We start from the raw sequence: 14,208 nt of genomic DNA, 5'->3' as shown, positions 1-14,208 counted from the left end.
ACAGCCGTCTTGATGACGGCTTTTTTGTGCGAGGCACCTACTCATCCCTGTTGCTGTCGATACTCGGTGGTGGTCATGCCGGCATAGCCCCAGTTATCGGTGTCGATTTCTTCGATCACAATGTGGGTCAAGTCTGGCCGTTTGCCGAGAACCCGGTGCAAGGTGTCGGTGATTTCGGCGATGACCTGGGCTTTCTGTTCCTTGGTGGCACCGTCGCGGGTAATACGCACGCTTACGAAAGGCATGATGTTTCTCCAGTGATGTGATCAGGAAAATGCAGCCCAATGTTTACCACTTGCCAGCGCTCATTCCGCCATTGACCGCCAATACCTGACCGGTGGTGCTGCCGGTGCTGAACAAGGGTGGCACCTTCAAAATGAGTGTTAGAGGGCACTCGCTGTATTTATCCGACAGCATTTGATAAATACAGATTCAGACACTTCATTTGATCCCCGGTGTAATCAATCATGCAGCGACAGTTCGACGATCTTCAGCTGGGCAGCATCGAGCTGTTTTGTCTGGCGGCCGAAGCCGGCAGTTTTACCGCTGCGGCGTTGGTGGCCGGTGTGACCCCAGCAGCCGTCAGCCGTTCGGTGTCGCGCATGGAGGAGCGCCTGGGGGTGCGGCTGTTCGCCCGTACGACGCGCAGTGTGAAGTTGACCGACAGCGGACGCCGTTATTTCGAGCAATGCCGTCAGGCGGTGGCGCAACTGGTCGAGGCCCAACGCGAAGTGATGGGCCAGCAGCAAGCGCCGTCCGGCAAATTGCGTATCAGTATTCCCACCACTTACGCTCATCACCGCATCCTGCCGTTGCTACCGGCGTTTCGAGTGCGCTTCCCTGACGTGCAGGTCGAAGCACATATCAGCAATCGCAACATTGATTTCGTCGACGAAGGCTATGACCTGGCGATTCGCGTGCGTGCCATCCCCGACTCCGGGTTGATCGCCCGACACCTTGAAGACGCCGCACTCGTGGTGATCGCCAGCCCCGATTACCTGCAACGCGCAGGCACCCCGCAAACCCTCGACGATCTGCACCGGCACGAATGCATCCAGTTCGAATTGCCCAGCAGCGGTCGGCGCATTTCCTGGTTGTTCAACGACAATCGCAAGCAACTGGAGGTACTCGCCGAGAGCGGCTTCAGTTGCTCCGACGACGTATTGGGCGGCGTGACACTGGCCAGGCATGGCGCCGGGCTGTTTCAGACCTATCGCTTCATCGTCGAGAAAGAGCTGGCCGAGGGTTCACTGATTGAAGTGCTTCAGCCTTTTGGCGGGCGTTCGCGGCCTTTCACGTTGCTGTATCCGCAGAGTCGTCATGTGCCGCTTCGGTTACGGGCGTTTATTGATTTTCTGCTTGAACATCAGCCGCACTGGGCAGGGTAACGACAGCGACCGTCCGATCATCGAACACTTATTTCAATCCTTTGAGCCTTGGCGCTCAGCTTCAATTGACCAAGTTAACCAGCTAGTACAATTTATCTCCACAGGCGGGTCTTCCTCGACCTACGCCCACAATAACAATGGAGATCCCCCTGATGGCCCCTATCGTTCTGGTGCTCAACGGCCCGAACCTGAACCTGCTCGGCACTCGTGAGCCGGCGACTTATGGTCACGAAACCCTGGCCGACATTTCGGCCTTGTGCGGTCGCGCCGCCGAAGAGTTCGGTCTGGTGGTGGAGTTTCGCCAGACCAACCACGAAGGCGAATTGCTCGACTGGATTCATTCGGCACGCGGTCGTTGCGCCGGGATCGTGATCAACCCGGCGGCCTGGACGCACACCTCGGTAGCGATTCGAGACGCGCTGATCGCCAGCGAGTTACCGGTAATCGAAGTGCACCTGTCCAACGTGCATGCGCGCGAGCCGTTCCGTCATCACTCGTTCGTTTCGGCCATTGCCACCGCAGTGTTGTGCGGTTTTGGCAGCCACGGCTATCGCCTGGCGCTGGAGCATTTCAGCCATCGCTTGAAGGGATGAGCCACATGTCGCAGAACAACGCTGTACTCGCAGGATTGATCGGCGCCGGCATCCAGGCGTCCCGAACCCCTGCGTTGCATGAGCACGAGGGCGATGCCCAAGGCCTGCGCTACCTCTATCGGTTGATCGACCTCGATCAGCTGAAACTCGACAGCGGCGCCCTCCCCGACTTGCTGATGGCAGCCGAGCGGATGAACTTCACCGGCCTGAACGTCACCTTTCCGTGCAAACAGGCGATCATCCCGCTACTCGATGAACTCTCGCCTGAAGCCCGAGGCATTGGCGCAGTCAACACCGTGGTGCTCAAGGATGGAAAACGCATTGGGCACAACACCGACTGCCTGGGTTTTGCCGAAGGCTTTCGGCGTGGCTTGAACGGCACCGCCCGCGAGCGTGTCGTCCAAATGGGTGCTGGCGGTGCCGGTGCCGCAGTCGCCCACGCGCTATTGAGCGAAGGCGTGCAGCAGCTGAGTATTTTCGACGTGGACAGCAGCCGCGCGCAAAGCCTTGCGAACAACCTCAACCAGCATTTTGGCAGCGGTCGGGCTTGTGCCGGCAGCGATCTGCCAAGTGCGCTGGCGCAAGCGGATGGACTGGTCAACACCACGCCGATGGGCATGGCCAAACTGCCCGGCATGCCAGTGCCAGTAGAGTTGCTGCGGGCCGAGTTGTGGGTCGCGGAGATTGTTTACTTTCCACTGGAAACCGAATTGCTGCGCAATGCCAAAGCCTTGGGTTGCCGTACTCTGGATGGCGGCAACATGGCAGTGTTCCAGGCGGTGAAGGCCTTCGAACTGTTCAGCGGCGTGGTGCCGGATGCGCGGCGGATGCTCGCGCACTTTCAAAGCATGAATGGTTGAAGATCAAAAGATCGCAGCCTGCGGCAGCTCCTACGGGCTGCGATCTTTTAACGACTGAATTACGCCTGTAAATAACGCAACACCGAGTCGCAGATCATCTGGCGATGACGTTGCTTGATCGTTTCGTCCGGCAAGTCGATCTGAAAAATCTCACCGAAGGTATGACGGTTCGACACCCGGTAAAAACAGAACGAACTGATCAGCAAATGCACGTCCAGCGGATCCAGCCCGCTGCGGAACACGCCCTCCTCGGCACCGCGACGCAGAATCACGCCCAGCGAATCGAGGATCGTATTGTTCATCGCCTTGATCGCTTCTGAGTGCTTCACGTACTCGGCATTGTGGATGTTCTCGATACTGACGATGCGCACAAAATCGACGTTGCGGTCATGGTGATCGAAGGTGAACTCCACCAGCCGCCGGATCGCCTCACGCGGTTCCAGCTCAGCCAGGTGCAAGCGACTTTCAGTGCTACGGATGTCGCCGTAAAGCTTCTCCAGCACCTCGACGTAGAGCTGTTCCTTGCTACCGAAGTAGTAATAGATCATCCGCTTCGAGGTGTGGATACGCTCGGCGATCGCATCAACACGAGCGCCGGACAGACCCTGCTGGACGAACTCGACAATGGCTTCTTGAAGAATGTTCTCGCGGGTCTTTTCCGGGTTGTTCTTGCGACTCTTGCGCGGCTCGATCAAGGGTTCGTCGGGCGCGACGGTGAGTTCTGTGGTCATTCTCATTCCGGGCTCAAGGCCATCACTGCACAGCTGGCGATTATGGGCCGCACGATGCAGTGAAGGAAGCTTCGCCACGGCCGTTTACCCCTGTGTTTACGATTCTCCTACAACTTGGCGTGACGCAAGCCACCGCTGCGTGATTTCGCCATTGCCGCCAGACGCACCGCAACGTTGGCCGCGCCGTACCCCATGTAGCCGTTCTTGCGCTGGATGATTTCGAAGAAAAAGCGCCCTTCAAAGGGTTCGGTGTACACATGAAACAACTCACCACCCTGGGCATCGCGGTCATACAGCACGTTGTAATAGGCGAGCTCGCTGAGGAACTCGTCATCGAAATCAAAGCGTGCGGCGAGGTCATCGTAATAGTTGAGCGGGATGTCCAGCAGCGGTACGCCGGCCGCTTTGGCGCGACTGACTTCAGCAAAAATATCGTCGCAGTCGAAGGCAATGTGGTGCACACCGGAACCGCGATAACTGGACAAGGCGTGAGAGATCGCAGTATTGCGGTTCTCGGAAATGTTCAGCGGCAAGCGGATCGAGCTGCAACGACTGCGCAGCGCGCGACTTTTCACCAGGCCGTAAGGATCCGGCAACACCACTTCATCGTCGGCCTCGAAATCCAGCAGGCTTTTGTAGAACAGCACCCAACTGTCGAGGCTGTCCGCCGGCAGCGCCATCGCCATGTGGTCGATTCTTTTGAGCCCGCCAGCGGAGGCTGCTGTCGGTAGCAACCGGAAGTCGGTGCCATAGACATCGGCGTGTTCATCCACCAGATAAATCAGGCTGCCATCCGGCGCACGGACCGCCGCCAGTTCCAGCTCATTGGGGCCGACCAGCCCGCGATAGGGTTGCCCCTTGTAGGCCACCGCTCGGGCCAGCGCGCTGGCGCTGTCTTTGACCCGCACCGCAGTCGCGCACAATGACGGCCCGTGCGCTTCGAAAAAGCTGTGAGCAAACGAATAAGGTTCAGAGTTGAGAATCAGATTGATATCGCCCTGACGCAGCAGCGTGACGTTCTTGGAGCGGTGCTCACCGGCCTTGACGAAACCCAGTCGCTCCAGCCAGTGGGACAGCTTGGCGCCGAGACTTTCGTCCACCGCGAACTCAAGAAATTCGATGCCGTCGTATTCACTGGCCGGCGGCGTGGCGAAAAGAATATCGAAATTCGGCGCCGGCGTAGCGTGTTGCTGCTGCAAACGCGCTCGGGTCTTCTCTTCCAGATACAGCAAGGAACGCAGGCCATCTGCGGCGTTGGCGCGTGGCGGCGCGGCGCGGAATCCATCGTTGAAGATCTCCAGCGACAACGGCCCGGTGTAGCCGCTCTGGATAATCGGCGCGAGGAAACCCGGCAAGTCGAATTCGCCCTGTCCGGGGAAGCAACGAAAATGTCGGCTCCACTCCAGCACGTCCATCGCCAGGATCGGCGCATCGGCCATTTGCACAAAGAAAATCTTCTCGCCGGGAATGTCCGCGATAGCCCGTGGATCGCCCTTGAGCGACAAGGTATGAAAGCTGTCCAGCAACACGCCCAGACTCGGATGGTCCGCCTGGCGGACGATATTCCAGACCTGTTGATAAGTGTTCACATGCCGGCCCCAGGCCAGCGCTTCATAACCGATCCGCAAGCCACGAGCCCCGGCGCGCTCGGCCAGCTGGCGCAGGTCGTCGACCAGAATCTGCTCATCGCCAATGCTGTCGGCCGAGGCATTACTGCACACCAGCACCAGGTCGGTGCCCAGTTCCTGCATCAGGTCGAACTTGCGCTCGGCACGTTCGAGGTTGCGCGGCAGGCGGTCGCGGCGACAGCCTTCGAAATCGCGAAACGGTTGAAACAGGGTGATGGCGATGCCCAGGTCAGCGCACATCTGTTTGATTTCACGCGGGCTGCCGTCGTAGTACAGAAGGTCGTTTTCGAAGATTTCCACCCCATCGAAACCCGCGGCGGCGATGGCTTCGAGTTTTTCCGGCAAGGTACCGCTCAAGGAAACGGTGGCAATGGAACGCTGCATGTTTCGACTCCCGGTGGGATGGGCTGATCGTGTTAGAGGCACAACACGGCTTTTCGTAGCAGCTGGCGAAGCCTGCGTTCGGCTGCAAAGCAGTCGTAAATCCTGAGTGCGCGGTCCTCCTGACTCATCGCATCATCTGATTTCACGACTGCTGCGCAGCCGAACGCAGGCTTCGCCAGCTGCTACGAGGGATCGCGTTTAACTTGAGGCAAATTATTGGCTGCATGAATGATCAGAGCAATTCAAAGTGTACCAACCGGTTAGTTTACTGTGCGATTATCGAACACAATGGTTGTTGGCGAATTGACGATTTTTCGCTCGCTGCGCACCATCGACAGCACATTGAGTCCGGTCATGAATCACCGGTCGAAGTGACCAAAGACCCAGAACACACCATAAAAATTTCAAAAATCGGGTACACGCTCATGCTTGCATTCAACGCCTCGCTCCGTTGCTCTCTCCTTCATTCCCCGTGTCTGGCGCCCGACCGCCAATCACCTTCAAGCCTTTCTGGCGCCTGCGACCGAACCCGGCCCGCACGCTGAACAAGCGCTTTGGTTGACTCAGCCAACACTGAGCCAACACAAACACTCAGCCGATCAATCATTGATTTCGCCCTGTGCACTTGTGCATCCCGACGATTGATCTCGCGCCCATGAAGTCCCGACAAGCCTTGCTTGTCAGTCATTGAACGGATGGCACACATGATTCCTTCTCAAAGTTCACGCATGGCCGCAGGCCTGGGCGTCTCAACCGGCGGTATCGGCGACAAAATCCGCGGCGCCATGGCGGTCGGCAAAACCCGTTGGGGCATGCTGGCGCTGGTGTTTTTCGCCACCACCCTGAACTACATCGACCGCGCCGCACTGGGTGTCATGCAGCCGATTCTGGCCAAGGAAATGAGCTGGACGGCGATGGACTACGCCAACATCAACTTCTGGTTTCAGGTCGGCTATGCCGTCGGCTTCGTGCTGCAAGGCCGACTGATCGACCGGGTCGGCGTGAAGCGCGTGTTCTTCTGCTCGGTCTTGCTCTGGAGCCTGGCCACCGGTGCCCATGGTCTGGCAACCTCGGCCGCAGGCTTTATGGTTTGCCGCTTTATCCTCGGGCTGACCGAAGCCGCCAACTACCCGGCCTGCGTGAAAACCACCCGGCTGTGGTTCCCTGCCGGTGAGCGCGCCGTGGCCACTGGCATCTTCAACGCCGGGACCAACGTCGGCGCGATGTTCACGCCGATGCTGCTGCCGCTGATCCTCCACGTCTGGGGCTGGCAAGCCGCGTTCCTGTGCATGTCGGCGCTGGGCGGGATCTGGTTGCTGTTCTGGGGCCTGAAGTACTTCAACCCGGAAGATCACCCGTCGGTGAAACAATCGGAACTGGACTACATCCAGAAGGAAGTCGAACCGGAACAAACCCGCGTGCCGTTCTCTCGGATCCTGCGGATGCGTGGCACTTGGGCCTTCGCCCTCGCGTATTCGATGACCGCGCCGGTGTTCTGGTTCTACCTGTACTGGCTACCACCGTTCCTCAACCAGCAATACAACCTGGGGATCAACGTCACGCAGATGGGTATCCCGCTGATCATCATCTACCTGACCGCCGACTTCGGCAGCGTCGGCGGCGGCATTCTGTCCTCGTTCCTGATCGGTCGCGGGATCAACCCGATCAAGGCGCGACTGATGTCGATGCTGCTGTTCGCCTGCTGCATCATCGGCGTGATCATGGCCGCCGGTTCCAGCAACCTGTGGGTCGCGGTGTTTGCCATCTCGCTGGCCATCGGTGCACACCAGGCCTGGACCGCAAACATCTGGAGCCTGGTGATGGACTACACGCCCAAGCACATGATGAGCACGGTGTTCGGTTTCGGCGGGATGTGCGCAGCCATTGGCGGGATGTTCATGACCCAACTGGTCGGGCACATTCTGACCATCACCAACAACAACTACACCGTGCTGTTCACCATGATTCCGGCGATGTACTTCATCGCACTGATCTGGCTGTACTTCATGGCACCGCGCAAGATTCCGAACCTCGAAGACTGATCCAGCCTTCTCGCAGGCCTGATCCCGGGCCTGCATTCCCTCCCCCTGCTCAACGACGCCGCTGTTGCCAGGCCGCCGCCAGACCACTGACGCAAATGATCGCGATACCAATCACCGTGGTCAGGCTCGGCGTGTGGGAAAACAGCAGCCAGCCGAGCAGTCCGGCAAACACGATCTGACAGTAACCAAAGGGTGCCAGCAATGCCGGTGCGGCATGCCGAAACGCCTGAGTCAGCAGCAAATGCGCCGTCATCCCGCAGCTACCCAACGCCACCATCAACAGGCCATGAGTCAAACTCGGCACTTGCCAGAACATCGGCACCAGCGCACTCATGACCAGGGTGTTGCACAAACCAGCCAAGAAGTTACTGGTGGTCGGGCTGTCGATCTCGCTGAGTTTGCGCGTCAGCAGTTGGTAAAAGCAGAAGAACAACGCCGAGCAGAACGGCAGCAATACCGCCGGAGTGAACAACTCGCCGCCGGGGTGGACGATGATCAACACGCCGATAAACCCGCAAATCACCGCCAGCCATTGCCCGCGCGTCACCCGCTCACCGAGCAATGGCACCGACAATGCGGTCACCAACACCGGCGCAAGAAAGTTGACCGCCGTGGCTTCCGCCAACGGGATGAACAATAGGCCCGTGGTGAACAACAGACTGGTGCCAAGCAAGCACAACGCCCGCAGCAACTGCAGCAACGGGCGTTTCGTGCGCAGGACACGCAACCCGGATTGCGGCAGAAAAATCCCGGCCATCAGTAGCGTGTGAACCAGATAACGCGCCCACACCACCATGATCACCGGATAGAAGCCCGACAGGTATTTCGACAAGGCGTCGTGAGTGGAAAACAGGAAGGTCGCGACAACGATCAGCAGGATGCCTTTGAAGGGTTGATTGATACCGGAGAGCGGCGTGCTGAGCGTCATGGGGTATCCCTTGTGTCTTGCATCAAAGGTCAAAAAGCATCGCGCGCAAGGCACTATGGAGCTCCAACAATCTAGAACTTGATTCCAGTTTTCTGAACAGTAAAAAACAAAAAGTGTTCGATCATCGCACAGCTTCTACAGGGGAATGACGATCAGTTGAACAGCTCCGAGGCCTGACTCGCCGACGACAATTCCTGAGCAAACTGCAACAACAACGGCGCCAGCTCATGCAGTCGTGATTCGGGCAACCGCGCACTCGGCCCGGCGATACTGAGTACGCCCACCACCCGCCCATCCACCGGATGGCGCACCACGGCGGCGATTGCCGAGGTGCCGACCGCCGAGCTCTCTAGAACCCAGGCATAACCGTGTTCGCGAGCCAGCCGCAGGCGTTCGAGCAGTTCGATATTGGAACGTGGCGCATTCGGTCCAAGCTCCAGCGGTACATCCGCCGCCTGCCGCTCCACCAGCGACAAGGCCTCGGCATCACTGAGGCAGGCCAGCCACGCGTGCCCGGACGCGGTGTAGAACAACGGCGCATCGCGGCCCATGTCCGGGTCATAGCGCAAACCTGAACGCGCGCCCTGAGACTTGGCAATCCAGGTCTGACGCTCGCCTTCAATCACGCCCAATCGCACCAGCTCTCCGGTTTCCTGGGCCAACCGATCCAGCACCGGCTGGACGATATCCGCGCCGCTACTCGACAGGTAACGAAAGCCCATGGCAACCAGTTTGGTCGACAGGTGATAACGCAAGTTGTCCGGGTTCTGTCGCACATAACCCAGCCGGATCAACTCGGCGAGCAAACGGTGCGTCGCACTTTTCGGGATCTCCAGCTGCTCGGCCAACACCTGCATCGGCAGACCTCGCGGATCGCTGGTAAGACTTTCGAGCACACTGAAGACACGTTCGATTTGACTGCCGGCCATGGTGGGATTCCAGACGAAATTTAGCCGATTCTAAAAGACAACCGAATGAATGCAAAATGTGGAACTGCCGCGTTCGATCGCCGCCGTGTATGAACAGGAAATGGCCCTGTGTGAACAAGTGAAGGCGGCAATCAGTCATGCCTTACGCGCCTTTACACTTTTCTGCGCCCGCTGCACGCCATAACTGTTATCCATTGGGGAGGCAATGAATGCCGCTCAACCTACAAGGAACGTCAACATGTTATGGAACAAAGCCCGCCCCAGCGACAACGTAAAGGACACCCGAGAGGACACGGCAACCCGGTTCACGCCTGGTAAAAAACTCGGGGTAATGCTCGGCACCGCCACGGTAATGGGTATCGGCACGCTGACCAGCCTGACGCCGTTTTTCGAAAGTCCTCGTTCAACCAATCCCTCGCCGATCAGCGTCATCTCGACGCCTGTCGAAGACCCGGAACTGGCATTTGTCCGCGCCGTACTCGGGGATACCGAGGACACCTGGAAGCAGATTTTCCAGCCACTCAATCGCCCATACCCAGAACCGACCCTGACCCTCTTTGACCACGGCGTGGTATCAGCCTGTGGTTTTGCCTCCTCTGCCAGCGGGCCGTTTTATTGCCCGGAGAACCAGCAGGTGTATCTGGACCTGACGTTTTTTCGTGAAATGTCACAGCGTTTTTCGGTGGTCGGTGACTTCGCCCAAGCGTATGTGATCGCCCACGAAGTCGGTCATCACGTGCAAACGCAACTGGGCTTGTCGCGGCCGTTCGAGGACGCACTGAGCGCCGGTCAAACGGTCGCCGGCGAAGACGGGCTCGAAGTGCGCTCGGAGCTGCAAGCCGATTGCCTGGCAGGTGTCTGGGCGTATCACGCGCAACAGCGTCTGAACTGGCTGGAACCGGGCGATCTCGAAGAGGCGTTGCAGGCTGCCGCAGTGTTCGGTGACGACTACCGACAAGGGAACCAAACAGCCAGCGTGATGCCAGAGACCTTCACTCACGGCACCTCGGCGCAGCGTGCTCACTGGTTCAAGACTGGCTTCAATGACGGCCGGTTCGAGCAGTGCGACACCTTCGTCGCTGAGCACCTGTAACCCTCCGGTCTCGCAGGTCGGAATACCATACGGCCTTTCGCCTGACGTAGTCTGACGTAGTCTGACGACCGGACTGGCGACTATCCCACTCACCAGCGACACTCACCACCACGCGCAAACAGAGGATTCCCACATGCTATGGAAAAAAGGCCGCCGCAGCGACAACGTGGTGGATGCACGCGATGAGGATGTTGGCGGTGGCGGCGGTGGGATGCGTTTTGGTGGTGGCAAGGGGCTGAGCCTGACGGCCATTGTGCTGATCGTCGGTATTGGCTGGATCACCGGGCAAGACCCGATGCAGATTCTCGGGCAGTTGGCCGGACAGATGAACCAACAGTCAGCCCCCGCAACCACGCAAACCATACAAACCCGCAAGGCGCCGCCGGCCAATGATCAGCAGGCCGAGTTTGTCGCGCGGATCCTCGGCGACACCGAAGACACCTGGGGCCAGATATTCCAGCAAGCCGGTCGCCAGTACTCGACGCCCAAGCTGCTGCTGTTCAACGGCCGGGTCAATTCGGCCTGCGGTGGCGCCACCTCGGCGACCGGTCCGTTCTACTGCCCGGCGGATCAACGGGTGTATCTGGACATGAGTTTCTTCCAGGAAATGTCCCAGCGCTTCGGTGCGGCCGGCGACTTTGCCCAGGCTTACGTAATCGCTCACGAAGTCGGTCATCACGTGCAAACCTTGCTCGGCGTATCCGCCAAGATCCAGGCCGCACGTCAACGAGGTCAGCGCATGGAAGGTGACGGCGGTCTGCTGGTGCGTCAGGAGTTGCAGGCCGATTGCCTGGCCGGTGTCTGGGCCAACAACGCGCAAAAGCGCCTGAACTGGCTGGAGCCGGGCGACGTCGAAGAAGCCCTGAACGCCGCCAATGCCATCGGCGACGACCGCTTGCAGCAACAGGGTCAGGGCCGCGTGGTCCCGGACTCATTTACTCACGGCACCTCGGCGCAACGGGTTCGCTGGTTCAAGACCGGCTTCGCCCAGGGCCAGGTCAGTCAATGCGACACCTTCGCGACGAAGAGTCTCTAAATGCACACGCGCTGGCTGCTGGTATTCGCTCTGTTATTCTGCAGCGCCAACCTCCTGGCTGCCGAGCATGGGGTCAAGGTCATCAGCCCTGGTCGCCTGAACATGGGCGACTCTGAGTTGGCGGTTGGCGTGAGCCAGTCATCACCGCAGATTCAGCGCGTACTGATCGTGATTCATGGGCGCTTGCGCAACGCTGAAACCTATCGCCAGAGCGCGGAAAGAGCCGCTGAGCAGGCCGGACAAAGCACTACTACCCTGGTGATCGCACCGCAGTTTCTCAATGAGACTGACATCGCTCGCCATCAACTGCCCGACAGCCTGCTGCGCTGGCACGGTAATGACTGGATGGCCGGCGAACTGTCCACCGGGCCGAACCCGCTGAGTTCCTTTACGGTGCTCGACAAGATTCTGGAGCGCCTGAGCGATCGCCAGCAGTTCCCAACCCTGAAGGAAATCGTCATCGCCGGCCACTCCGGTGGTGCACAAGTGGTGCAACGGTATGCGTTGCTCGGGCACGATCAGCCAGCACTGCAAGCGGCGGGAATCAGTGTGCGCTACGTGATCGCCAACCCGTCTTCGTATGCGTATTTCGATGAGCAACGACCGGGGCCGTTCAATGCCGCGCATTGCCCCGGTTTCAATGACTGGAAGTACGGACTGCTGAAACTGCCGGACTACGCCAACGGGCAAACGGCACAGCAACTTGAGCAAGGCTACGTCCAGCGCAACATCACTTATTTGCTGGGTCAGCGAGACACCAACCCGCATCATCCGGCACTGGATAGAAGTTGCGCCGCCGAAACACAAGGCGCGTATCGGCTGATTCGTGGGCACAACTATTTCGACTATTTACAGCAGCGCCATCCCGAAGGGCTGAATCAGCGGCTGATCGAAGTGCCTGGGGTCGGGCACAACGGGGACAAGATGTTCACCTCGCCCGAGGGGCAGAAGGCGTTGTTCCAGTAGTTAGAAATATGTCGCCTGGCAGGGCCCTATCGCGAGCAAGCTCGCTCCCACATTGATCACATAACACCTGTGGGAGCGAGCTTGCTCGCGATAGCGGTTAACCAGACAACAAATCCCTTAAGCCGACAACATCTGCCGCAATTCCAAACAATCCTGCGCATGCCAGTCGGCCAACTCGGGCCACGGGTTATCCGGCAGATTCACCAGCACCGTCCGTGCGCCCGCCGCACGACCGCAATCCAGGTCGAAGCGATAATCACCGACCATCACCAGTTCGCTCGGTGCCACATCCCAAGCCTCGGCCAGTTTCAACAGACCACCCGGATGAGGTTTGGGCGGCGCTTCATCACGGCCCAGCACATCCTCTACCGCAAAGCAGTCAGCCAGACCGATCGCCTCAAGCGTGACATGGGCCAGCTCGCGAGCATTGCGCGTGAGAATGCCGAGGCGATAGCCGCGCCCGGCCAGCTCACGCACCAGTTCCACCGCGCCGGGTGCCGGTTTGGAGCCCAGCGCCAGGTCCCGTTCATGTTCCAGCAACCAGGCGTGTTTAGCCGCAGCTTCATCGGCCGGTAATGCCGCGAGGTGGGTGAGGATGTCGTGTTCAGCGGGAATCGCCAGCGCCTGACGAATCGCCACGAAATCATGCACGGCAATGGTCAGCGTGCCGTCCATGTCAAACACCCAATGCCGCACCTCGGAGAGACTCATGCCCAATCCTTGCGATGACGGATCAGGCCTTCCTGAGTGACCGACGCCACCAGTTTGCCTGCGCGGTTAAACACACTGCCACGGGAAAAGCCACGGGAGTTACCGGCCCATGGGCTGTCCATGGCGTACAGCAGCCAGTCATCGGCACGCAGATCAGCATGGAACCACAGCGCGTGATCGAGGCTGGCGACTTGCATGTCTTTCTGCCAGACCGACTTGCCGTGGGGCAGCAAGGAGCTGGTCAGCAAACCAAAGTCAGAAGCATAGGCCAGCAGGTATTTGTGCAGCGCTGGTGAGTCGGCCAATGCACCGTCGGCGCGAAACCAGACGTACTTGATCGGGTCGGCCGGTTGCGGGTTGTACGGGTCTGCTTCCGTCACCGGGCGGAATTCGATCGGCTTGGGGCACAGCAGTTTTTCGCGCATGTGCTCCGGAATCAAATGCGCGCGTTGCTGGGTGAGTTCCAGCTCCGACGGCAGGTTTTCCGGGCCGACCACTTGCGGCATCGGGGTCTGGTGTTCGAAGCCTTCTTCGTCGTACTGGAAGGACGCGCTGCACGTGAAGATCGGGTTGCCCTTCTGGATCGCCGTCACGCGGCGGGTGCTGAAGCTACCGCCATCGCGAACCCGATCCACCTGGTAGACCACCGGCAAACCGGCGTCGCCCGGACGCAGGAAATAACCATGCATCGAATGCACATGGCGCGCTTCTTCAACCGTCTGGCTGGCCGCGGAAAGGGACTGGCCCAACACCTGGCCGCCGAACAGCTGACGAAAACCCAGGTCCTGGCTGCGACCGCGAAACAGGTTTTCTTCGATCGGTTCCAAGGTCAGCAAGTCGACCAGATCATCCAACACATGGCTCATTCAGACTCTCCTCACACAGAGCAATGCCGCGCAGTCTTGGCTGCGGCGGTCGA

The 14,208-nt window shown here is 59.2% G+C and carries 14 protein-coding genes; 7 read left to right on the top strand and 7 right to left on the bottom strand.

What is annotated here, in order from left to right:
- Positions 1 to 41 precede the first annotated feature (41 nt).
- A complete protein-coding gene (locus BK659_RS02450) occupies positions 42 to 245 on the bottom strand; it encodes a tautomerase family protein (RefSeq protein WP_123423555.1) in 204 nt (67 codons plus the stop codon).
- Between the two features lie 222 nt (positions 246 to 467).
- Between BK659_RS02450 and BK659_RS02445 the strand changes: the two genes are divergently transcribed.
- The 3 genes from BK659_RS02445 to BK659_RS02435 all read left to right on the top strand — a co-directional run bounded on the left by BK659_RS02445 (position 468) and on the right by BK659_RS02435 (position 2,841).
- Complete coding sequence (locus tag BK659_RS02445; protein WP_123423554.1) at positions 468 to 1,388, top strand: LysR family transcriptional regulator; 921 nt, start codon at positions 468 to 470, stop codon at positions 1,386 to 1,388.
- 152 nt (positions 1,389 to 1,540) lie between these two features.
- On the top strand, positions 1,541 to 1,981 hold the full coding sequence (gene aroQ / locus BK659_RS02440) for a type II 3-dehydroquinate dehydratase (RefSeq protein ID WP_123423553.1): 441 nt from the start codon (positions 1,541 to 1,543) through the stop codon (positions 1,979 to 1,981).
- A gap of 5 nt (positions 1,982 to 1,986) precedes the next feature.
- Positions 1,987 to 2,841 (top strand): shikimate dehydrogenase, encoded by an 855-nt coding sequence (locus BK659_RS02435; RefSeq protein ID WP_123423662.1) that lies wholly within the window; start codon positions 1,987 to 1,989, stop codon positions 2,839 to 2,841.
- A 59-nt stretch (positions 2,842 to 2,900) separates the two neighbouring features.
- Here the strand turns inward: BK659_RS02435 and BK659_RS02430 are convergent, their stop codons facing one another.
- Both BK659_RS02430 and quiC read right to left on the bottom strand, forming a co-directional pair.
- Positions 2,901 to 3,578 carry a TetR/AcrR family transcriptional regulator gene (locus tag BK659_RS02430; protein WP_123423552.1) on the bottom strand — a complete coding sequence of 226 codons (678 nt, stop codon included), beginning with the start codon at positions 3,576 to 3,578 and terminating at the stop codon, positions 2,901 to 2,903.
- Positions 3,579 to 3,679: 101 nt separating this feature from the next.
- Positions 3,680 to 5,584: a 3-dehydroshikimate dehydratase QuiC gene (gene quiC / locus BK659_RS02425; RefSeq protein WP_123423551.1), complete on the bottom strand. Its 1,905-nt coding sequence runs from the start codon at positions 5,582 to 5,584 to the stop codon at positions 3,680 to 3,682.
- A gap of 704 nt (positions 5,585 to 6,288) precedes the next feature.
- Here quiC and BK659_RS02420 point away from each other — a divergent pair.
- Entirely contained in the window at positions 6,289 to 7,626 is a 1,338-nt protein-coding gene (locus tag BK659_RS02420) for an MFS transporter (RefSeq protein WP_123423550.1), read from the top strand.
- A 49-nt stretch (positions 7,627 to 7,675) separates the two neighbouring features.
- On the opposite strand, the gene BK659_RS02415 is transcribed toward BK659_RS02420, so the two are convergent.
- The gene (locus BK659_RS02415; RefSeq protein ID WP_123423549.1) at positions 7,676 to 8,554 is read right to left on the bottom strand and encodes a DMT family transporter; all 879 of its coding nucleotides are present in this window, start codon (positions 8,552 to 8,554) and stop codon (positions 7,676 to 7,678) included.
- A gap of 152 nt (positions 8,555 to 8,706) precedes the next feature.
- A complete protein-coding gene (locus BK659_RS02410; RefSeq protein ID WP_123423548.1) occupies positions 8,707 to 9,483 on the bottom strand; it encodes an IclR family transcriptional regulator in 777 nt (258 codons plus the stop codon).
- Between the two features lie 238 nt (positions 9,484 to 9,721).
- On the opposite strand from BK659_RS02410, the gene ypfJ (BK659_RS02405) reads away from it, so the two are divergent.
- The 3 genes from ypfJ (BK659_RS02405) to BK659_RS02395 all read left to right on the top strand — a co-directional run bounded on the left by ypfJ (BK659_RS02405) (position 9,722) and on the right by BK659_RS02395 (position 12,578).
- On the top strand, positions 9,722 to 10,576 hold the full coding sequence (gene ypfJ / locus BK659_RS02405) for a KPN_02809 family neutral zinc metallopeptidase (protein ID WP_123423547.1): 855 nt from the start codon (positions 9,722 to 9,724) through the stop codon (positions 10,574 to 10,576).
- 133 nt (positions 10,577 to 10,709) lie between these two features.
- A complete protein-coding gene (gene ypfJ / locus BK659_RS02400) occupies positions 10,710 to 11,612 on the top strand; it encodes a KPN_02809 family neutral zinc metallopeptidase (protein WP_123423546.1) in 903 nt (300 codons plus the stop codon).
- Entirely contained in the window at positions 11,613 to 12,578 is a 966-nt protein-coding gene (locus BK659_RS02395; RefSeq protein ID WP_123423545.1) for an alpha/beta hydrolase, read from the top strand.
- 117 nt (positions 12,579 to 12,695) lie between these two features.
- Here the strand turns inward: BK659_RS02395 and BK659_RS02390 are convergent, their stop codons facing one another.
- Entirely contained in the window at positions 12,696 to 13,289 is a 594-nt protein-coding gene (locus BK659_RS02390; RefSeq protein ID WP_123423544.1) for an HAD family hydrolase, read from the bottom strand.
- A complete protein-coding gene (gene tesB, locus BK659_RS02385; protein WP_123423543.1) occupies positions 13,286 to 14,155 on the bottom strand; it encodes an acyl-CoA thioesterase II in 870 nt (289 codons plus the stop codon). Before tesB ends, BK659_RS02390 begins: the two co-directional genes overlap by 4 nt.
- Between the last annotated feature and the right edge of the window lie 53 nt (positions 14,156 to 14,208).

This window comes from Pseudomonas brassicacearum (assembly GCF_003732225.1).
Taxonomy (GTDB): Bacteria; Pseudomonadota; Gammaproteobacteria; order Pseudomonadales; family Pseudomonadaceae; genus Aquipseudomonas; species Aquipseudomonas brassicacearum_E.
Note: the sequence above shows the minus strand (reverse complement) of the source record. Positions and strands in the feature narration are given on the sequence as shown.

Bases quoted from the DNA above. Each gene is read 5' to 3' on its own strand.
- BK659_RS02390 (WP_123423544.1), bottom strand. From the start codon at position 13,289: ATGAGTCTCTCCGAGGTGCGGCATTGGGTGTTTGACATGGACGGCACG.
- tesB (WP_123423543.1), bottom strand. From the start codon at position 14,155: ATGAGCCATGTGTTGGATGATCTGGTCGACTTGCTGACCTTGGAACCG.
- BK659_RS02435 (WP_123423662.1), top strand. From the start codon at position 1,987: ATGTCGCAGAACAACGCTGTACTCGCAGGATTGATCGGCGCCGGCATC.
- ypfJ (WP_123423547.1), top strand. From the start codon at position 9,722: ATGTTATGGAACAAAGCCCGCCCCAGCGACAACGTAAAGGACACCCGA.
- BK659_RS02410 (WP_123423548.1), bottom strand. From the start codon at position 9,483: ATGGCCGGCAGTCAAATCGAACGTGTCTTCAGTGTGCTCGAAAGTCTT.
- BK659_RS02395 (WP_123423545.1), top strand. From the start codon at position 11,613: ATGCACACGCGCTGGCTGCTGGTATTCGCTCTGTTATTCTGCAGCGCC.
- quiC (WP_123423551.1), bottom strand. From the start codon at position 5,584: ATGCAGCGTTCCATTGCCACCGTTTCCTTGAGCGGTACCTTGCCGGAA.
- BK659_RS02415 (WP_123423549.1), bottom strand. From the start codon at position 8,554: ATGACGCTCAGCACGCCGCTCTCCGGTATCAATCAACCCTTCAAAGGC.
- BK659_RS02450 (WP_123423555.1), bottom strand. From the start codon at position 245: ATGCCTTTCGTAAGCGTGCGTATTACCCGCGACGGTGCCACCAAGGAA.
- ypfJ (WP_123423546.1), top strand. From the start codon at position 10,710: ATGCTATGGAAAAAAGGCCGCCGCAGCGACAACGTGGTGGATGCACGC.
- BK659_RS02430 (WP_123423552.1), bottom strand. From the start codon at position 3,578: ATGAGAATGACCACAGAACTCACCGTCGCGCCCGACGAACCCTTGATC.
- BK659_RS02445 (WP_123423554.1), top strand. From the start codon at position 468: ATGCAGCGACAGTTCGACGATCTTCAGCTGGGCAGCATCGAGCTGTTT.
- aroQ (WP_123423553.1), top strand. From the start codon at position 1,541: ATGGCCCCTATCGTTCTGGTGCTCAACGGCCCGAACCTGAACCTGCTC.
- BK659_RS02420 (WP_123423550.1), top strand. From the start codon at position 6,289: ATGATTCCTTCTCAAAGTTCACGCATGGCCGCAGGCCTGGGCGTCTCA.